The sequence below is a fragment of the Streptomyces sp. NPDC005262 genome (assembly GCF_042872425.1).
Lineage (GTDB): Bacteria > Actinomycetota > Actinomycetes > Streptomycetales > Streptomycetaceae > Streptomyces.
Window position 1 is genome coordinate 160,313 of the sequence record NZ_JBIAKK010000002.1, and the last position, 17,040, is coordinate 177,352.

The 17,040-nt window shown below is 69.1% G+C and carries 14 protein-coding genes; 2 read left to right on the plus strand and 12 right to left on the minus strand.

The features are described from left to right. Positions 1-123 precede the first annotated feature (123 nt). From pgi to uvrC, 10 genes are all read right to left on the minus strand, one after another. A complete protein-coding gene (gene pgi, locus ACFYP5_RS05920) occupies positions 124-1,791 on the minus strand; it encodes a glucose-6-phosphate isomerase (RefSeq protein WP_389031167.1) in 1,668 nt (555 codons plus the stop codon). Between the two features lie 155 nt (positions 1,792-1,946). Next, the gene (locus ACFYP5_RS05925) at positions 1,947-2,282 is read right to left on the minus strand and encodes an RNA polymerase-binding protein RbpA (protein WP_078852825.1); all 336 of its coding nucleotides are present in this window, start codon (positions 2,280-2,282) and stop codon (positions 1,947-1,949) included. 109 nt (positions 2,283-2,391) lie between these two features. Next, positions 2,392-2,622 (minus strand): preprotein translocase subunit SecG, encoded by a 231-nt coding sequence (gene secG / locus ACFYP5_RS05930; protein ID WP_030919783.1) that lies wholly within the window; start codon positions 2,620-2,622, stop codon positions 2,392-2,394. A 129-nt stretch (positions 2,623-2,751) separates the two neighbouring features. After that, entirely contained in the window at positions 2,752-3,528 is a 777-nt protein-coding gene (tpiA, locus tag ACFYP5_RS05935) for a triose-phosphate isomerase (RefSeq protein ID WP_389031170.1), read from the minus strand. A 6-nt stretch (positions 3,529-3,534) separates the two neighbouring features. Then, positions 3,535-4,746, minus strand: a complete 1,212-nt coding sequence (locus ACFYP5_RS05940; RefSeq protein WP_389031173.1) for a phosphoglycerate kinase — start codon at positions 4,744-4,746, stop codon at positions 3,535-3,537. Between the two features lie 108 nt (positions 4,747-4,854). Beyond that, a complete protein-coding gene (gene gap, locus ACFYP5_RS05945) occupies positions 4,855-5,862 on the minus strand; it encodes a type I glyceraldehyde-3-phosphate dehydrogenase (protein WP_030919775.1) in 1,008 nt (335 codons plus the stop codon). 250 nt (positions 5,863-6,112) lie between these two features. Then, the gene (gene whiA, locus ACFYP5_RS05950; protein ID WP_030919772.1) at positions 6,113-7,102 is read right to left on the minus strand and encodes a DNA-binding protein WhiA; all 990 of its coding nucleotides are present in this window, start codon (positions 7,100-7,102) and stop codon (positions 6,113-6,115) included. Beyond that, entirely contained in the window at positions 7,093-8,127 is a 1,035-nt protein-coding gene (yvcK, locus tag ACFYP5_RS05955) for a uridine diphosphate-N-acetylglucosamine-binding protein YvcK (RefSeq protein WP_326631163.1), read from the minus strand. The genes whiA and yvcK overlap by 10 nt, the downstream gene beginning before the upstream one ends. Then, positions 8,124-9,152 carry an RNase adapter RapZ gene (gene rapZ, locus ACFYP5_RS05960; RefSeq protein WP_389031175.1) on the minus strand — a complete coding sequence of 343 codons (1,029 nt, stop codon included), beginning with the start codon at positions 9,150-9,152 and terminating at the stop codon, positions 8,124-8,126. Before rapZ ends, yvcK begins: the two co-directional genes overlap by 4 nt. Then, positions 9,149-11,185: an excinuclease ABC subunit UvrC gene (uvrC, locus tag ACFYP5_RS05965; protein ID WP_389031178.1), complete on the minus strand. Its 2,037-nt coding sequence runs from the start codon at positions 11,183-11,185 to the stop codon at positions 9,149-9,151. Before uvrC ends, rapZ begins: the two co-directional genes overlap by 4 nt. A gap of 293 nt (positions 11,186-11,478) precedes the next feature. On the opposite strand from uvrC, the gene ACFYP5_RS05970 reads away from it, so the two are divergent. Beyond that, positions 11,479-12,405, plus strand: a complete 927-nt coding sequence (locus tag ACFYP5_RS05970; protein WP_389031180.1) for a hypothetical protein — start codon at positions 11,479-11,481, stop codon at positions 12,403-12,405. Positions 12,406-12,453: 48 nt separating this feature from the next. Here the strand turns inward: ACFYP5_RS05970 and ACFYP5_RS05975 are convergent, their stop codons facing one another. Together ACFYP5_RS05975 and uvrA are read right to left on the minus strand one after the other, a co-directional pair. After that, positions 12,454-12,879, minus strand: a complete 426-nt coding sequence (locus tag ACFYP5_RS05975; RefSeq protein ID WP_389031183.1) for a Rieske 2Fe-2S domain-containing protein — start codon at positions 12,877-12,879, stop codon at positions 12,454-12,456. Positions 12,880-13,142: 263 nt separating this feature from the next. Then, on the minus strand, positions 13,143-16,166 hold the full coding sequence (uvrA, locus tag ACFYP5_RS05980) for an excinuclease ABC subunit UvrA (RefSeq protein WP_389031186.1): 3,024 nt from the start codon (positions 16,164-16,166) through the stop codon (positions 13,143-13,145). A 175-nt stretch (positions 16,167-16,341) separates the two neighbouring features. Between uvrA and ACFYP5_RS05985 the strand changes: the two genes are divergently transcribed. Further along, complete coding sequence (locus ACFYP5_RS05985; protein ID WP_389031189.1) at positions 16,342-17,031, plus strand: maleylpyruvate isomerase family mycothiol-dependent enzyme; 690 nt, start codon at positions 16,342-16,344, stop codon at positions 17,029-17,031. Positions 17,032-17,040: the final 9 nt, after the last annotated feature.

The window sequence follows — 17,040 nt, forward strand, 5'->3', positions numbered from 1 at the left end:
ACACGCCGCGCCCGGGACGGCCACGGTCAGCGGCCTCCCGGCCACCACCGGCCGACGGCGCTCGGGCCCGGCGTGCTGTTCGGCGGCCGGGGCCGCCCGCCCTCTCCCCCGGGGTCGTCCGCCTCAGCGACCCCTGCGCGTGCGGTACACGGCGACCAGCGCGGCGGTCGAACTGTCCAGCTGCTCGCCCCCCGCCGCGGCCGATGCCGCCGTCCCGGTCAGCACCGGTTCGATCTTCTTGGCGAGGACCTTGCCGAGCTCGACACCCCACTGGTCGAACGAGTCGATGTTCCAGACGGCACCCTGGACGAAGACCTTGTGCTCGTACAGCGCGATCAGCTGGCCGAGGACGGACGGCGTCAGCCGGTCGGCCAGGATCGTGGTCGTGGGGTGATTCCCCCGGAACGTCTTGTGCGGCACGAGCTCCTCGGCCACGCCCTCCGCACGGACCTCGTCCGGCGTCTTGCCGAAGGCGAGCGCCTGGGTCTGGGCGAAGAAGTTGGCCATCAGCAGATCGTGCTGGGCAACCAGCCCGGGCAGCAGGTCGGCGACCGGCTCGGCGAAGCCGATGAAGTCGGCCGGGATGATCTTGGTGCCCTGGTGGATCAGCTGGTAGTAGGCGTGCTGCCCGTTGGTGCCGGGCGTGCCCCAGACGACCGGCCCGGTCTGCCACTCGACCGGATGGCCGTCCCGGTCCACGGACTTGCCGTTGGACTCCATGTCCAGCTGCTGCAAGTAGGCGGTGAACTTGGACAGATAGTGGCTGTACGGCAGCACGGCGTGCGACTGGGCATCGAAGAACTCGCCGTACCAGACACCCAACAGGCCGAGCAGCAGCGGGGCGTTGGCCTCCGGCGGAGCGGTGCGGAAGTGTTCGTCGACGAGGTGGAAGCCGTCGAGCATCTCGCGGAACCGGTCCGGGCCGATGGCGATCATCAGCGAGAGGCCGATGGCCGAGTCGTACGAGTAGCGGCCGCCGACCCAGTCCCAGAACTCGAACATGTTGGCGGTGTCGATGCCGAACTCCGCGACCTTCTCGGCGTTCGTCGACAGTGCCACGAAGTGCTTCGCGACGGCGTCCTGGTCGGCGCGCAGTCCGGTCAGCAGCCAGTTGCGGGCGGAGGTGGCGTTGGTGATGGTCTCGATCGTGGTGAACGTCTTCGACGCGATGATGAAGAGCGTCTCTGCCGGGTCGAGGTCACGGACGGCCTCGTGCAGGTCGGCGCCGTCGACGTTGGACACGAAGCGGACGGTGAGCGAGCGGTCCGTGAAGGAGCGCAGCACCTCGTACGCCATGGCGGGACCGAGGTCGGAGCCGCCGATGCCGATGTTGACGACGTTCTTGATCCGCTTGCCCGTGTGACCGGTCCACTCCCCCGACCTGATGCGGTCGGAGAAAGCCGCCATCTTGTCGAGCACGGCGTGCACGGCAGGCACCACGTTCTCGCCGTCGACCTCGATCACCGCGTCGCGCGGGGCGCGCAGCGCGGTGTGCAGGACGGCGCGGTCCTCGGTGGTGTTGATCTTCTCGCCACGGAACATGGCATCCCGCAGCCCGGCGACATCGGTGGCGTCGGCGAGCTCGCGCAGCAGCCGGAGCGTCTCGTCGGTGACCAGGTGCTTGGAGTAGTCGAGATACAGATCGCCGACCCGGAGGGTGTATCCGGTGCCGCGCTCGGGATCATCCGCGAACAGCTGCCGCAGATGGGTCTGGCCGAGCTGCTCACGGTGCTTGCCGAGAGCAGTCCATTCGGGCGTCTGATTGAGCTTGGTTCGGCTTTGTGCGTTCATCCCGGATATCAGCCCACTTCTTCTCGTGCCTGCACATGCCCCGCTGCCCCTCCAACTTAATTGATCAGAGGGGTGGACGAGGCGACAGAGAGCTGCGGCGCCGACAAATGCACTCCGGCCGGGCACCCTGGGGGTGACCGGCCGGTGAACAACTCTTAGATTTCGCCCCGGAGTTTTGCGAGGGCCTCGGCGAGGATGGCCTCGCCGTCCGCATCGCTGCGCCGCTCGCGTACATACGCGAGGTGCGTCTTGTACGGTTCGGTGCGCGGCGGGTCCGGCGGGTTGTCCCGGTCCTGTCCGGCCGGGAAACCGCAGCGCGGGCAGTCCCAAGTCTCCGGTGTCTGCGCGTCACTGGCGAAGCTCGGCTGCGTCTCGTGCCCGTTCGAGCACCAGAAGGAGATGCGGAGGCGCGGCGCGGACTCGCCCCGCTCGGCCTCCCCCATCGGCCCCGCTCCGACCCGGCTTCCCCGGATCGCGTTGCCACTTGCCACGGTCGTAACTCCCTGCGTGATGGTGCTCGAAGATGCCCCAGTCTACGTAAGGCCCAACGCGCGTCCAGTGAAAGGAGTTACACCCTCACCGGGAATCGCGGACGACGGGTCAGTTGTCCAGCTTCATCAGCAGACCAAGCACAATAATGCACGCGAACCATCCCAGACCGACCACCACGGTGATCCGGTCGAGGTTTCGCTCGGCGACCGACGAGCCACCGACGGACGACTGCATACCGCCACCGAACATGTCGGAGAGGCCGCCGCCCTTTCCCTTGTGCATCAGCACCAGCAGCATCAGCAGCAGGCTGAAGACGATCAGGGCGATCGAGAACCCCATAACCACGGCTGGTCCCTACTTTCCGGAATTCCCTTGGACTGCTCTAACGGATCTGACGGACAACGGGGGCCGGGAGGACGCACCTCCTCGGCCCCCGCAAGGGTACGACGGATCCGCGCTACCGCATACTCACTGGTCGCGGAAGCGGACGATCTTGACGAATTCGTCCGCGTCGAGAGCGGCGCCACCGATCAGGGCACCGTCGATGTCGGGCTTCGCCATGATCTCCGCGACATTCCCCGACTTCACCGAGCCGCCGTACTGAATGCGGACCGCGTCGGCCAGCTCCTGGGAGTACAGCTCGGCGAGCCGGCCGCGGATGGCCCCGCAGACCTCCTGGGCGTCGTCGGCGCCGCAGACCTTGCCGGTCCCGATGGCCCAGACCGGCTCGTACGCGATCACGATGGACTCGGCCTGCTCGGCCGGAATCTCCTTGAGCGCGCCGTCGACCTGCGCGAGCGTGTGCTCGACGTGGCGGCCCGCCTCGCGGACCGACTCCTCCTCGCCGACGCACAGGATCGGGGTCAGGCCATTCCTGTACGCGGCCTTGATCTTGGCGTTGACGATCTCGTCGGTCTCGTGGTGGTACTGGCGGCGCTCGGAGTGACCGATGGCCACGTAGGTGCACTTCAGCTTGGCCAGCATGGGACCGGAGATCTCGCCGGTGTACGCGCCGGAGTCGTGCGCCGAGAGGTCCTGGGCGCCGTACTTGATCTTCAGTTTGTCGCCGTCGACCAGCGTCTGCACGGAGCGCAGGGCGGTGAAGGGCGGCAGGACGGCGACCTCGACGGCGTCGTAGTCCTTGTCGGCCAAGGCGAAGGCGAGCTTCTGGACGTGTGCGATGGCCTCGAGGTGGTTGAGGTTCATCTTCCAGTTGCCCGCCATCAGCGGGGTACGGGTGCTCATGAAAGGTCAGTCCTCCAGTGCGGCGAGGCCGGGAAGCGTCTTGCCCTCGAGGTATTCGAGGCTGGCGCCGCCACCGGTCGAGATGTGGCCGAATGCGTTCTCGTCGAAGCCCAGGATGCGGACGGCCGCGGCGGAGTCGCCACCGCCGACGACACTGAAGCCCTCGGAGTCGACGAGGGCCTGGGCGACTGCCCGGGTGCCCTCGGCGTAATCGGGGTGCTCGAAGACGCCCATCGGACCGTTCCAGAAGACGGTGACCGCGTCGGCGAGCTTCGAGGCGTACAGCTTGTTGGTCTCGGGTCCGTTGTCCAGACCCATCACACCGGCCGGGATGGCATCCGCGGGCACGGTGGTGTGCGGGCTCGGCGCCTTGGTCTTGAGGTCGGGGAACTGCTCGGAGACCACGACGTCGACGGGGAGCACGAACTCCACGCCCTTCTCCTCGGCCCGCTTCAGATACTCCAGCACCGCCGGGATCTGGTCCTCCTGCAGGAGGGAGCTGCCGACCTCGTGGCCCTGGGCCTTGAGGAAGGTGTACGCCATGCCGCCGCCGATGAGGATGCGGTCGGCCCGCTCCAGGAGGTGGTCGATGACGCCGAGCTTGTCGGAGACCTTGGAGCCGCCGAGCACGACGGCGTACGGGCGTGCGACGTCCTCGGTGAGCTTCTTCAGGACGCCGACCTCGGTGGCGATCAGGTCGCCCGCTGCGTGCGGCAACCGGGCCGGGAGGTCGAAGACCGAGGCGTGCTTGCGGTGGACGGCTCCGAAGCCGTCGCCCACGTACACATCGGCGAGCTCGGCGAGCTGATCGGCGAACGCGCCGCGCTCGACGTCGTCCTTCGACGTCTCGCCGGGGTTGAAGCGGAGATTCTCGATGACGGCGACCTTGCCGTCGGTGAGCGCGGCGACCGTGGCGCGGGCGGACTCGCCGACCGTGTCGGTCGCGAAGGCCACATCGGCGCCGATCAGCTCGCCGAGCCGGGCGGCGGCGGGGGCCAGGGAGAACGCCGGGTCCGGGGCGCCCTTGGGGCGGCCCAGGTGCGAGGCGACGATGACCCGGGCACCGGCCGCGGCCAGCTTCTCCACGGTCGGCTGGACGGCGCGGATGCGGCCGTCGTCGGTGATGGTGGTGCCGCTCAGCGGCACGTTGAGGTCCGCGCGGACGAATACGCGCTTGCCGGTGACCCCTTCGGCGAGAAGTTCGTCGATCGTCTTCATCTTGCTGGACTCCTTGGAGGGCGTTGAAGCATGCAACGGGGCTCGAACGGCGCTGCGCTGCGCTGTCCGAGCCCCTTGCTCACATCGAGGTGCCTGCCGATTCGACGGTCAGAGCTGGCTGCCGACGAAGACGGTCAGGTCGACGAGGCGGTTGGAGTAGCCCCACTCGTTGTCGTACCAGCCGATGACCTTGACCTGCGTGCCCTCTGCCATGGTGAGCAGGGAGTCGAAGGTGCAGGAAGCCGGGTCCGAGACGATGTCCGAGGACACGATCGGGTCCTGGGTGTAGACGAGCTTGCCCTTGAGCGGGCCTTCCTCGGCGGCCTTCTGGAAGGCCGCGTTGACCTCGTCGCGGGTGACCTCGCGCTCCAGCGTGATGACCAGGTCGGTGACGGAGCCGGTCGGGACCGGGACGCGCATCGCGATGCCGTCGAGCTTGCCCCTGAGCTGCGGGAGCACCAGAGCGGTGGCCTTGGCGGCACCGGTCGTGGTCGGGATGATGTTCTCCGCCGCGGCGCGGGCGCGACGCAGGTCGGAGTGCGGGAAGTCCAGGATGCGCTGGTCGTTCGTGTACGCGTGGACCGTCGTCATGAGGCCCTTGACGATGCCGAAGTTCTCGTCCAGAACCTTGGCCATCGGCGCGACGCAGTTGGTGGTGCAGGAGGCGTTGGAGATGACGTGGTGGTTGGCCGCGTCGTACTTCTCCTCGTTGACGCCCATCACGATGGTGATGTCCTCGTCCTTGGCCGGAGCCGAGATGAGGACCTTCTTGGCGCCGCCCGCGATGTGCTTCTCGGCATCGGCCTTCTTGGTGAAGATGCCGGTCGACTCGATGACGATGTCGACGCCCAGCTCACCCCAGGGGATGTCGGCCGGGTTGCGCTCGGAGAGCACCTTGATGGTGTGGCCGTCGACGGTGATGCTGTCGGCGGTGTGGCTGACCTCTGCCTTCAGACGACCCAGAATGGTGTCGTACTTCAGCAGGTGGGCCGTGGTCGCAGTGTCACCCAGGTCGTTGACAGCCACGATCTCGATGTCCGCACCCTGCTCCAGCAGCGCGCGGAAGTAGTTACGACCGATGCGGCCAAAGCCGTTGATGCCTACGCGGATCGTCACGAACCGATCTCCTCGTTAGGTACGCCGGGTTTCGACGCCGGCGAGTTGTATGGGATGTCCCCGACCGCCTCCGACCCTACCTCTCCGTGGGCCCTGGAGTGACATCGTGCGGGGCCGTAAGCGCCGCAAAGGCCCGTACTCCCCAGTAGGAGTACGGGCCTCCGGTTGCTCGGCCTCGCGTGCAGTGACGATTACGGAGTGTCAACATCCCCAGGGGTGGCGGGCGTTCCGCCTTCGGCCGGGATTCACCTCAGCCCACCAGGCCGTCGGCGAGCTCCTCGCTGAGCGTGGACTCCGTCCCCGGGATACCGAGGTCCTGGGCCCGCTTGTCGGCCATGGCCAGCAGGCGTCGGATCCGGCCGGCGACCGCGTCCTTGGTCAGCGGCGGGTCGGCGAGCGCACCCAGCTCCTCCAGGGAGGCCTGCTTGTGCTCCATGCGCAGACGTCCGGCCGCTGCGAGGTGCTCGGGCACCTCTTCACCCAGGATCTCCAGGGCGCGTCCCACCCGGGCGCCTGCGGCCACCGCGGCCCGTGCCGAGCGGCGCAGGTTGGCGTCGTCGAAGTTGGCGAGCCGGTTGGCGGTGGCCCGGACCTCACGGCGCATCCGCCGCTCCTCCCACGCCAGCACCGACTCATGGGCGCCGAGCCGGGTGAGCAGGGCGCCGATCGCGTCGCCGTCGCGGACCACGACCCGGTCCACGCCGCGTACCTCACGGGCCTTCGCCGCGATGGAGAGCCTGCGGGCCGCGCCGACCAGTGCGAGCGCCGCCTCCGGGCCCGGGCAGGTCACCTCCAGCGAGGAGGAACGACCCGGCTCGGTGAGCGAGCCGTGCGCCAGGAAGGCACCGCGCCAGGCCGCCTCGGCGTCGCAGGTGGCCCCCGAGACCACCTGCGGCGGCAGGCCGCGGATGGGCCGGCCGCGACCGTCCACCAGCCCGGTCTGGCGGGCCAGCTGATCGCCGCCCGCCACCACCCGTACGACATAGCGGGAGCCGCGCCGCAGCCCGCCGGGGGCCATCACGATCAGCTCCGAGCTGTGCCCGAAGATTTCGAGAATGTCCCGCTTCAGCCGACGCGCCGCCATTGCGGTGTCCAGCTCCGCCTCGATCACAATCCGGCCGCTCACCAGGTGCAGCCCGCCCGCGAACCGAAGAATCGCCGAAACCTCTGCCTTCCTGCAGCAGGTCCGGGTCACGGGAAGCCGAGAGATTTCGTCCTTCACCGCTGGCGTCATCGCCATGGGCCGATCCTTCCATGCATCCGAAAAATACGGTCGTACGCGGCAGCCAACAGCTCCGGATCATGGATCGGAACGCCGTCGGGTGAGGCCACCGGCGCCAGCTCGACCGCGGCGCCGAGCCGCTTGGCGGCATCGGCGAGGGACTCGCGATCGGGCACGGCGGCTTCGTCGGCCAGCACCACGTCCAGGGCGAGTTTAGGGGCGTGTCGTCCCAAAACCTCCAAATGACGCTGCGGAGAGAAGCCATCAGTTTCGCCGGGCTGCGGTGCCAGGTTGAGCGAGAGGACCTTACGGGCCTTCGTCACGACGAGCGCGTCGAGCAGTTCCGGGACGAGCAGATGCGGGATCACCGAGGAGAACCAGGATCCCGGGCCGAGCACCACCCAGTCCGCGTCGAGGACCGCCTCGACCGCCTCCGGGACGGCCGGCGGGTCGTTCGGGACGAGGTGCACGGACTGCACCTCACCAGGGGTCAGTGCCACCGTCGCCTGGCCGCGCACCGTGTCCACGGCGTCCGGGCGGGCCGGGTCGTGGCCCCGTACGAGCGCCTGGAGCTCCAGCGGCACGGCGGACATGGGCAGCACGCGGCCGTGCGCACCGAGGAGCTTGCCGACCAGGTCCAGGGCCTGGACATGGTCGCCGAGCTGCTCCCAGAGGGCGACGATCAGCAGATTGCCGACCGCGTGCTCGTGCAGATCACCCTTGGACTGGAAGCGGTGCTGGATGACCTGAGCCCAGGTCTGGCCCCAGTCGTCGTCGCCGCAGAGCGCGGCGAGCGCCTTGCGGAGGTCGCCGGGCGGCAGGACGCCGAGCTCCTCACGGAGCCGGCCGCTGGAGCCGCCGTCGTCGGCGACGGTCACCACGGCGGTGAGATCGCCGGTGATCCGGCGCAGCGCGGCGAGCGACGCGGACAGGCCCATGCCGCCGCCGAGTGCGACGACCTTGGGCTGGGCGCCACGCTTGCGGGCGGAGAGCGCGGAGGTGGCTCTGCGCAGCCGCCGCAGGCGCAGATTGCGGCTGGTCACTCGCGCCCCATGTCCCGGTGGACGAGGACGGTCTCGATGCCTTCGGCGGCGAGCCGGGCCGCCAGCTTCTCGGACATCGCGACGGAGCGGTGCTTGCCGCCCGTGCAGCCGACGGCGATCGTCACATAACGCTTGCCCTCACGGCGGTAGCCCGCGGCAACCAGCTGGAGCAGCTCGGTGTACTGGTTGAGGAACTCCTTGGCGCCAGGCTGGTTGAAGACGTACGCCGAGACCTCCTCGTTGAGTCCGGTGAACGGGCGCAGCTCGGGGACCCAGTGCGGGTTGGGCAGGAAGCGGCAGTCGGCCACCAGGTCCGCGTCGACGGGCAGCCCGTACTTGAAGCCGAACGACATCACCGTGGCGCGCAGCTCCGGCTCCTCGTCACCGGCGAACTGGGCGTCCATCTTGGCGCGCAGCTCGTGCACGTTGAGGCTGGAGGTGTCGATCACCAGGTCCGCGTCGCCGCGCAGCTCCCGCAGCAGGTCGCGCTCGGCGGCGATGCCGTCGACGATGCGGCCGTCACCCTGGAGGGGGTGCGGCCGGCGGACCGACTCGAAGCGGCGGACCAGCGCGTCGTCGGAGGACTCCAGGAAGACGATCCGCCGGGTGACGTGCCTGGCCGCGAGGTCGGCGAGGGACTCCCGCAGGTTGTCGAAGAAGCGGCGGCCGCGCACGTCGACGACGACGGCGATCCGGGCCACATTGCCCTGGGACCGGGCGCCGAGCTCCACCATGGTGGGGATCAGGGCGGGCGGCAGGTTGTCGACGACGAACCAGCCGAGGTCCTCCAGACACTTGGCGGCGGTGGATCGCCCGGCGCCCGACATGCCGGAGATGATCACCAGCTCGGGGATGGCCGCGGCGGCATCGCCCGTCTCGGTCGTGGTGCCCGTACTCACGTGTCCTGCTCCGTCTGCTCGGTCCGTGCCGTCGTGCGCGCGGTCTGTGCCGTCGTGCGCGCTCTCCTGCTCGTGCGCGTGTTCCTGCTCGTGCGCGTGTTCCTGCTCGTGTTCGTGCTCAGTCATGACGTACTGCCCCCGTCGTCCTCTTCAATGATCTCTCCTGTCGCCGTATTCACGGCAGGCGCGGCCGGGGTGGTCGAGGCGAGGGCGACAGCCACTGATTCCGCCGTCCTGCGGCCTATCCCCGGAACCTCGCAGATCTCGTCGATTGTCGCCTGCTTCAGCTTCTTCACGGAGCCGAAATGCTTGATCAACGCCTGTTTCCGGGTCTCGCCGAGGCCGGAGACCGCGTCCAGCGGGCTGGAGCGGATGCGCTTGGCCCGCTTGGCGCGCTGATAAGTGATGGCGAACCGGTGGGCCTCGTCGCGGACGCGCTGCAGGAGGTAGAGGCCCTCGCTGGAGCGGGGCAGGACCACGGGGTCGTCGTCATCGGGCAGCCACACCTCTTCGAGGCGCTTGGCGAGGCCGCAGACGGCGATGTCGTCGATCCCCAGCTCGTCGAGGGCCCGCTTGGCCGCGGCGACCTGCGGCTGGCCGCCGTCGACCACGACGAGCTGCGGCGGGTAGGCGAACCTCTTGGGGCGGCCGTCGTCCTCGCGGGGCTCGTTGTCGAAGGGGTCGCCGTCCCCGGCGGCGGCGTCCGGGGCCGGTACGGCTCCGGAGGGCGCCGGGCTCTCCTCCCACTCCCCCGTCCGCTCCTTCTCCTGGAGGTAGCGCCTGAAGCGGCGGCTGATCACCTCGTGCATCGAGCGGACGTCGTCCTGCCCCTCGAAGCCCTTGATCTGGAAGCGGCGGTACTCGCTCTTGCGGGCCAGACCGTCCTCGAAGACGACCATGGACGCGACCACGTCGTCGCCCTGGAGATGGGAGATGTCGAAGCATTCGATGCGCAGCGGCGCCGTATCGAGGCCGAGCGCCTCGGCGATCTCCTCCAGGGCACGGGACCGGGTCGTCAGATCGGAGGCGCGCTTGGTCTTGTGCAGCCCCAGGGCCTGCTGGGCGTTGCGCTGGACCGTCACCATCAGGTTCTTCTTGTCGCCGCGCTGCGGGATGCGCAGGCTGACCTGGGAACCCCGGCGGCCGGCCAGCCACTGGGAGACCGCTTCGGGGTCCTCCGGAAGGGCCGGGACGAGGACCTCCTTGGGGACGGAGTCGCCCGTCTCCTCCCCGTAAAGCTGCTGCAGGGCGTGCTCGACGAGGCCCGCGGTGTCGACCGCCTCGACCTTGTCGGTGACCCAGCCGCGCTGGCCGCGCACCCGGCCGCCGCGGACGTGGAATATCTGCACGGCGGCCTCGAGCTCGTCCTCGGCGACCGCGATCAGGTCGGCGTCGGTGGCGTCGGCCAGGACGACGGCGCTCTTCTCCATGGCCCGCTTGAGGGCCTCCACATCGTCGCGGAGCCGGGCCGCCCGCTCGTACTCCATATCTTCGGCCGCCGCCATCATGTCCTTCTCCAGCCGGCGGATGTACGTGCCCGTGCGGCCGGCCATGAAGTCGCAGAAGTCCTCCGCCAATTCGCGGTGCTCCTCGGGGGAGACCCGGCCGACGCAGGGCGCCGAGCACTTGCCGATGTAACCGAGGAGGCAGGGGCGGCCGGTCCGCGCTGCGTTCTTGAAGACACCGGCGGAGCACGTACGGACGGGAAAGACCCGGAGCATCAGGTCGACGGTCTCGCGGATCGCCCAGGCGTGCCCGTACGGACCGAAGTAGCGCACGCCCTTCTTCTTGGCGCCGCGCATGACCTGGACCCGCGGGTACTCCTCGTTCAGCGTGACCGCGAGATACGGATAGCTCTTGTCGTCGCGGTACTTGACGTTGAACCGGGGGTCGAACTCCTTGATCCAGGAGTACTCCAGCTGCAGCGCCTCGACCTCGGTGGCGACGACGGTCCACTCGACGGAGGCGGCCGTGGTGACCATCGTGCGGGTGCGCGGGTGGAGACCGGCCAGGTCCTGGAAGTAGTTCGCCAGGCGCTGGCGCAGGCTCTTCGCCTTCCCGACGTAGATCACCCGGCGGTGCTCGTCGCGGAATCTGTAGACCCCCGGGGAGTCGGGGATCTGTCCCGGCTTGGGGCGGTAGCTGGAGGGGTCTGCCATGGTGCCCACCCTACTTGCGGGCGGTGACAGTGCGGTGTCCTCCGGGGTGATGCCGTGCTCCGGGGTGCGGGGTGGGGGAGCGCGCCCCGGAGCACGGGTCAGCGGGCGCCGTCACCGTTCAAGGAGCATCAACCGTTGTCGGGAGCAGGTCAACACGCTTCAATGCGGGGGAACAGCGCGGTGTGAACGGTGTGGCGGCATGCGTGAACGGTCCGCCCCCGGCCACCTGCCGTCCCGCTCCCGCCGGCGCGGTCTTCCCGCCCCGTGCCGTGAATGTTCACTGGAGGCACGTCATGCAGCGCACCGAGGCCGAACTGGCGCAGGTGCTGCACACCGGCCCGTTCCATCTGGCGCTGCGCACCGCCTTCTCGGTGCGTGGGCTGCCGCTCCAGCGGGTGCAGCACCACCTCGCACACCGCGGGGTCAAGGTCGGCGTGACCAGCCTGAGTTACTGGCAGCAGGGGGCCCGGCGCCCGCAGCGCGCCGAGTCCCTGCGGGCGGTGAAGGCGCTGGAGGAGGTGCTGGAACTGCCGGGGAACTCGCTCCTCCGGCTGCTCGGCGCCGGGGACGCCCGCGCGGACGCCGAGCGACCGGCCGGCCGTTCGTACCGCTCCCTGATGGAGGCGTCCGGCGCGGTGGAGCGGTTGCTCGACGCGCTGGAGTCACCGGCCGACGGCGGGCTGCACACGGTGGGGCACCAGGAGCGGGTACGGATCGGGTCCGACCGGGAGCTGCGGTTCCGGGAGTCGCAGCACGTCGTGCGCGCGCACCGCGACGGGATCGACCGCTATCTCGCCGTGTACCGCGGTGATCCGGGCTGCGACCCCGCGCGGGTCGACGTGGCGGCCCGGGAGAACTGCCGGACGGGCCGGGTCCGCTGGGACCGGGAGGCGGGGGTGCTCGTCGCCGAGCTGCTCTTCGACACCCGGCTGCGGGCGGGTGAGACGTACCTCTTCGGCTACGGGTTCGACGACGGTACGGGCGGTCCGTGCGGCGAGTACGTGCGCGGCTTCAGCTTCGGCGGCGGACAGTACGTGCTGCAGGTGCACTTCGACGAGGACGCGCTTCCGGTACGGTGCCGGCGGTTCGCCCAGGCCTCGGTGGGGGCTCCGCGCGGCGGCCGTACGGACCTCACACTCACCGGCCGGCACCGGACCGTGCACCTGGTGGAGCAGGGGGTGCGGCCGGGCCTGGTCGGCATCGACTGGGACTGGGAGTGACGACCGCCGGTCCCCGTGTGCCAGGCGTCAGGCGTCAGGCGTCAGGCGTCAGGCGTCAGGACCGGCTATCAGCTTTCCGCTCTCGACCCTGACCGGGACGGAGGGCAGCGGCACCGTCGCCGGGCCGTGCACCGCCTCGCCGGTCGTCGTGTCGAAGCGGCTGCCGTGGCAGGGGCAGTTCCCCTCGTTCTTCTCGACCTTGTCCAGCAGACAGCCCGCGTGGGTGCACTGGGCGCTGAACGCCTTGTACTGGCCCTTGGCCGGGCAGCTGACGACGACCCGCTGCTCGCGGTAGAGCTTGGATCCGCCGACCGGTACCTCGTCCGCGGCACCGAGCTCGACGGGGGCGGTGGGCGTGGGCGTCTGGGCGTGCCCGAGCTTCGACTCGGTCGAACAGGCGGCCACTCCCAGCCCGGCGACACCGGCGAGAGCGGCACCCTTCAGCACGGTACGGCGGGCGGGCTGGCCGGACATGCGGACTCCACTGGGTGTGAGGGGTAGGGCGAGGGTGTCAGGGAAGCGCCGGGTACCGGGGCACCAGAAGGCTTCGGGGATACCAGGGGCACCACAGGAACCACAGGAACCACAGGAACCACAGGCATCGGTGACAGAAGTGACGATACCGGCGGAGAAGGACAGCCTTGCGGCCGGGCCGGTCCTGGACGATCGCACCTGGTCACAGACCCACGCGAGAGGGCGGCTCCCGTCCGGGAACCGCCCTCTCGACGCCGCGCGGATCAGGCCTTGCGCGTGCGGGTCGCCTTCTTCGCCGCGGGCCTCTTCGCCGCAGCCGCCGTCGCCGAAGCCGTCTTCGCCGTCGCCGTCTTCCTCACCGGGGACGACTTGGCGGCCACCGTCTTCGCCGCCGCCTTCCGTACCGGCTTGCGCGCCGCCGGCACCGCCGCCTCGCTCACCCGGACCGGGTCCAGGACGCCCTGCAGGAACTTGCCGGTGTGGCTCGCCGGGACCATGGCGACCTGCTCCGGCGTGCCTTCGGCAACGACCAGACCACCGCCGTTGCCACCCTCCGGACCCATGTCGATGACCCAGTCCGCGGTCTTGATGACATCGAGGTTGTGCTCGATGACGATCACCGAGTTGCCCTTGTCGACCAGCCCGGACAGCACCTTGATGAGCTTGCTGATGTCCTCGAAGTGCAGTCCGGTGGTCGGCTCGTCCAGGACGTAGACCGTGCGGCCGGTGGAGCGCTTCTGCAGCTCGCTCGCGAGCTTCACGCGCTGCGCCTCACCGCCGGAGAGCGTCGGCGCGGACTGGCCGAGCCTGACGTATCCGAGGCCCACCTCGTGGAGCGTACGGAGGTGGCGGGCGATCGTCGGGACGGCCTCGAAGAACTCCAGGCCCTCCTCGATCGGCATGTCCAGCACCTCGGCGATGGACTTGCCCTTGTAGTGGACCTCCAGGGTCTCCCGGTTGTAGCGCGCTCCGTGGCAGACCTCGCACGGGACGTACACGTCCGGCAGGAAGTTCATCTCGATCTTGATCGTGCCGTCGCCGGAACAGTTCTCGCAGCGGCCTCCCTTGACGTTGAAGGAGAAGCGGCCCGGCAGATAACCGCGCACCTTCGCCTCCATCGTCTCGGCGAACAGCTTGCGGACATGGTCGAAGACGCCGGTGTACGTCGCCGGGTTGGACCGGGGCGTCCGGCCGATCGGCGACTGGTCGACGTGCACCACCTTGTCGACCAGGTCGTCTCCGTCGACCCGGGTGTGCCGGCCGGGGACCGACTTGGCGCCGTTCAGCTCGCGCGCCAGGTGGGTGTAGAGGATGTCGTTGACCAGCGTCGACTTACCCGAGCCCGAGACACCGGTGACCGCCGTGAGTACGCCCAGCGGGAACGAGACGTCGATGTCCTGGAGGTTGTTCTCCCGGGCTCCGCGCACCGTGAGCCGACGGGTCGGGTCGGCCGGGCGCCGGATGTCGGGCATCGGAATGGACTTCTTGCCGACCAGATAGTGGCCGGTGATCGACTCGTCGTTGGCCAGCAGTTCCTTGAGCGATCCGGAGTGGACCACCTTGCCACCGTGCTCACCGGCGCCCGGGCCGATGTCGACGACCCAGTCGGCGACCTTGATGGTGTCCTCGTCGTGCTCGACGACGATGAGCGTGTTGCCCATGTCACGGAGGCGGACCAGGGTCTCGATCAGCCGGTGGTTGTCGCGCTGGTGCAGCCCGATCGACGGCTCGTCCAGCACGTACAGCACGCCGACGAGGCCGGAGCCGATCTGGGTGGCGAGCCGGATGCGCTGCGCCTCACCGCCGGACAGGGTGCCTGCCGCGCGGTTGAGCGAGAGGTAGTCGAGGCCGACGTCGACCAGGAACCTCAGCCGCTCGTTGACCTCCTTCAGGACCCGCTCGGCGATCTTCTTGTCGCGGGCGTTCAGCTTCAGCCGGCCGAGGAATTCGGCGCACTCGCTGATCGACATCGCGGAGACCTGGGCAATGGACTTCTCCATCACCGTCACCGCGAGGACGATCGGCTTCAGCCTCGTGCCCTCACAGGTCGGGCACGGCACCTCGCGCATGTAACCCTCGAAGCGCTCCCGGCTGGAGTCGCTCTCGGCCTCGGAGTGCCGCCGCTTGACGAACTGCACCGCACCCTCGAAGGCCGGGGTGGTGTAGGCGCGCTCGCGCCCGTAGCGGTTGCGGTAGCGGACCTCGGTCTGGATCTTGTGGCCGTACAGCAGGGCCTTCTTGGCGCGCTGCGGCAGTCCGGCCCACGGGATGTCCGTACGGAATCCCAAGGCGTCGGCGAGGGCGCCGATGAGCCGCCCGAAGTACTCCTTGGTGTGACCGTGCGACCAGGGGTGGATCGCGCCCTCGTCGAGTGACTTCTCCTCGTCGGGGACGATCAGCTCCGGGTCGACCTCCATCCGCGTACCGATACCCGTGCAGTCGGGGCAGGCACCGAAGGGCGAGTTGAAGGAGAAGGAGCGCGGCTCCAGCTCCTCGAAGGAGAGGTCGTCATAGGGGCAGTAGAGGTGCTCGGAGTACATCCGCTCACGCTCGGGGTCATCCTCGGGGAGGTCGACGAAGTCGAGCACGACCATGCCGCCGGAGAGACCGAGTGCCGTCTCGACCGAGTCGGTCAGCCGGCGCTTGGCGCTGTCCTTCACCGTGAGGCGGTCGATGACCACCTCGATGGTGTGCTTCTCCTGCTTCTTGAGCTTGGGCGGCTCGGCGAGGTGGATGGTCTCACCGTCGACCCTGGCCCTGCTGTAGCCCTTGGTCTGCAGATCGGAGAAGAGGTCGACGAACTCGCCCTTGCGCTCGCGCACCAGCGGCGACAGCACCTGGAAGCGGCTGCCTTCGGGCAGCGCGAGCACCTTGTCGACGATGGCCTGCGGCGACTGGCGGGAGATCGGCCGGCCGCACTCGGGACAGTGCGGCTTGCCGATCCGGGCGAAGAGCAGCCGGAGGTAGTCGTAGACCTCGGTGATCGTGCCGACCGTCGAGCGCGGGTTGCGCGAGGTCGACTTCTGGTCGATCGAGACGGCGGGCGACAGGCCCTCGATGAAATCGACGTCCGGCTTGTCCATCTGGCCGAGGAACTGCCTGGCGTACGAGGAGAGCGACTCCACGTATCGCCGCTGGCCCTCGGCGAAGATCGTGTCGAACGCCAGCGATGACTTGCCCGACCCGGAGAGCCCGGTGAAGACGATGAGGGAGTCGCGGGGGAGGTCGAGCGAGACGTTCTTGAGGTTGTGCTCGCGAGCGCCACGGACGATGAGACGGTCGACCACGCCGGTCCGCACCTTTCTAGAGAGAAGTGGGGGAACTGAGCCCCCGTCCCAGGGTATGGGGGGCGCCACAGCGATGTACGAAGCTTTCGAGTCCGAGCGTATAGCACGCGCATTCGATTTACGGACGGCCGATATCTCCTTCACCCGAATGAGTGGCGACGCTAGGCTCGACCACATGATTGATCATGCGCACGACCTGGAAGCCGTACGTGAAGCGACCGATCGGCTCCTCAGCGCGACGGGCAAATTGGACAACATCACAGTGGCGGGGCCGTCGCGGCTGCCCGGCTGGAGCCGGGGCCATGTTCTTGCGCACCTCTCTCGTAACGCCGACGCGCTCGTAAATGTTCTCCAGAGCCGCCCGATGTACGCAGACAGCGAAACCCGCGACCGTGACATCGAGCGTTACGCACCCCGGCCGCTCGCCGAACAGCTGGCCGATGTGCGCGAGAGCGCGGCCCGCTTCCTGGCCGCGGCCGCCGAGCCGGCGGACTGGTCGCGCACGGTCACGATGCGCAACGGCGTGACGGACTCGGCGTCCCGTATCCCCTTCCGCCGCTGGATCGAGGTCGAGCTGCACCATGTCGACCTGGGCATCGGCTACGAGCTGGAGGACCTGCCGGACGAGTTCGCGGTCCGCGAGATCGACTTCCTCGCGGAGCGGTTCGGCGGACACCCGGAGGTCGTGTCCACGGGTATGGCTGCCGCCGACGGCAGGTCCTGGACCACAGGCGGCGGCGCGGAGGGCGGGCCCGTCGTGGTCCACGGCACGACGCCGGAGCTGCTGGGCTGGCTCTCAGGGCGCCGCGACGGGTCCGCACTCACCGTGGACGGTGGCCACCTCCCCGTACTGCCCCCGCTATAGGCTGAGGCG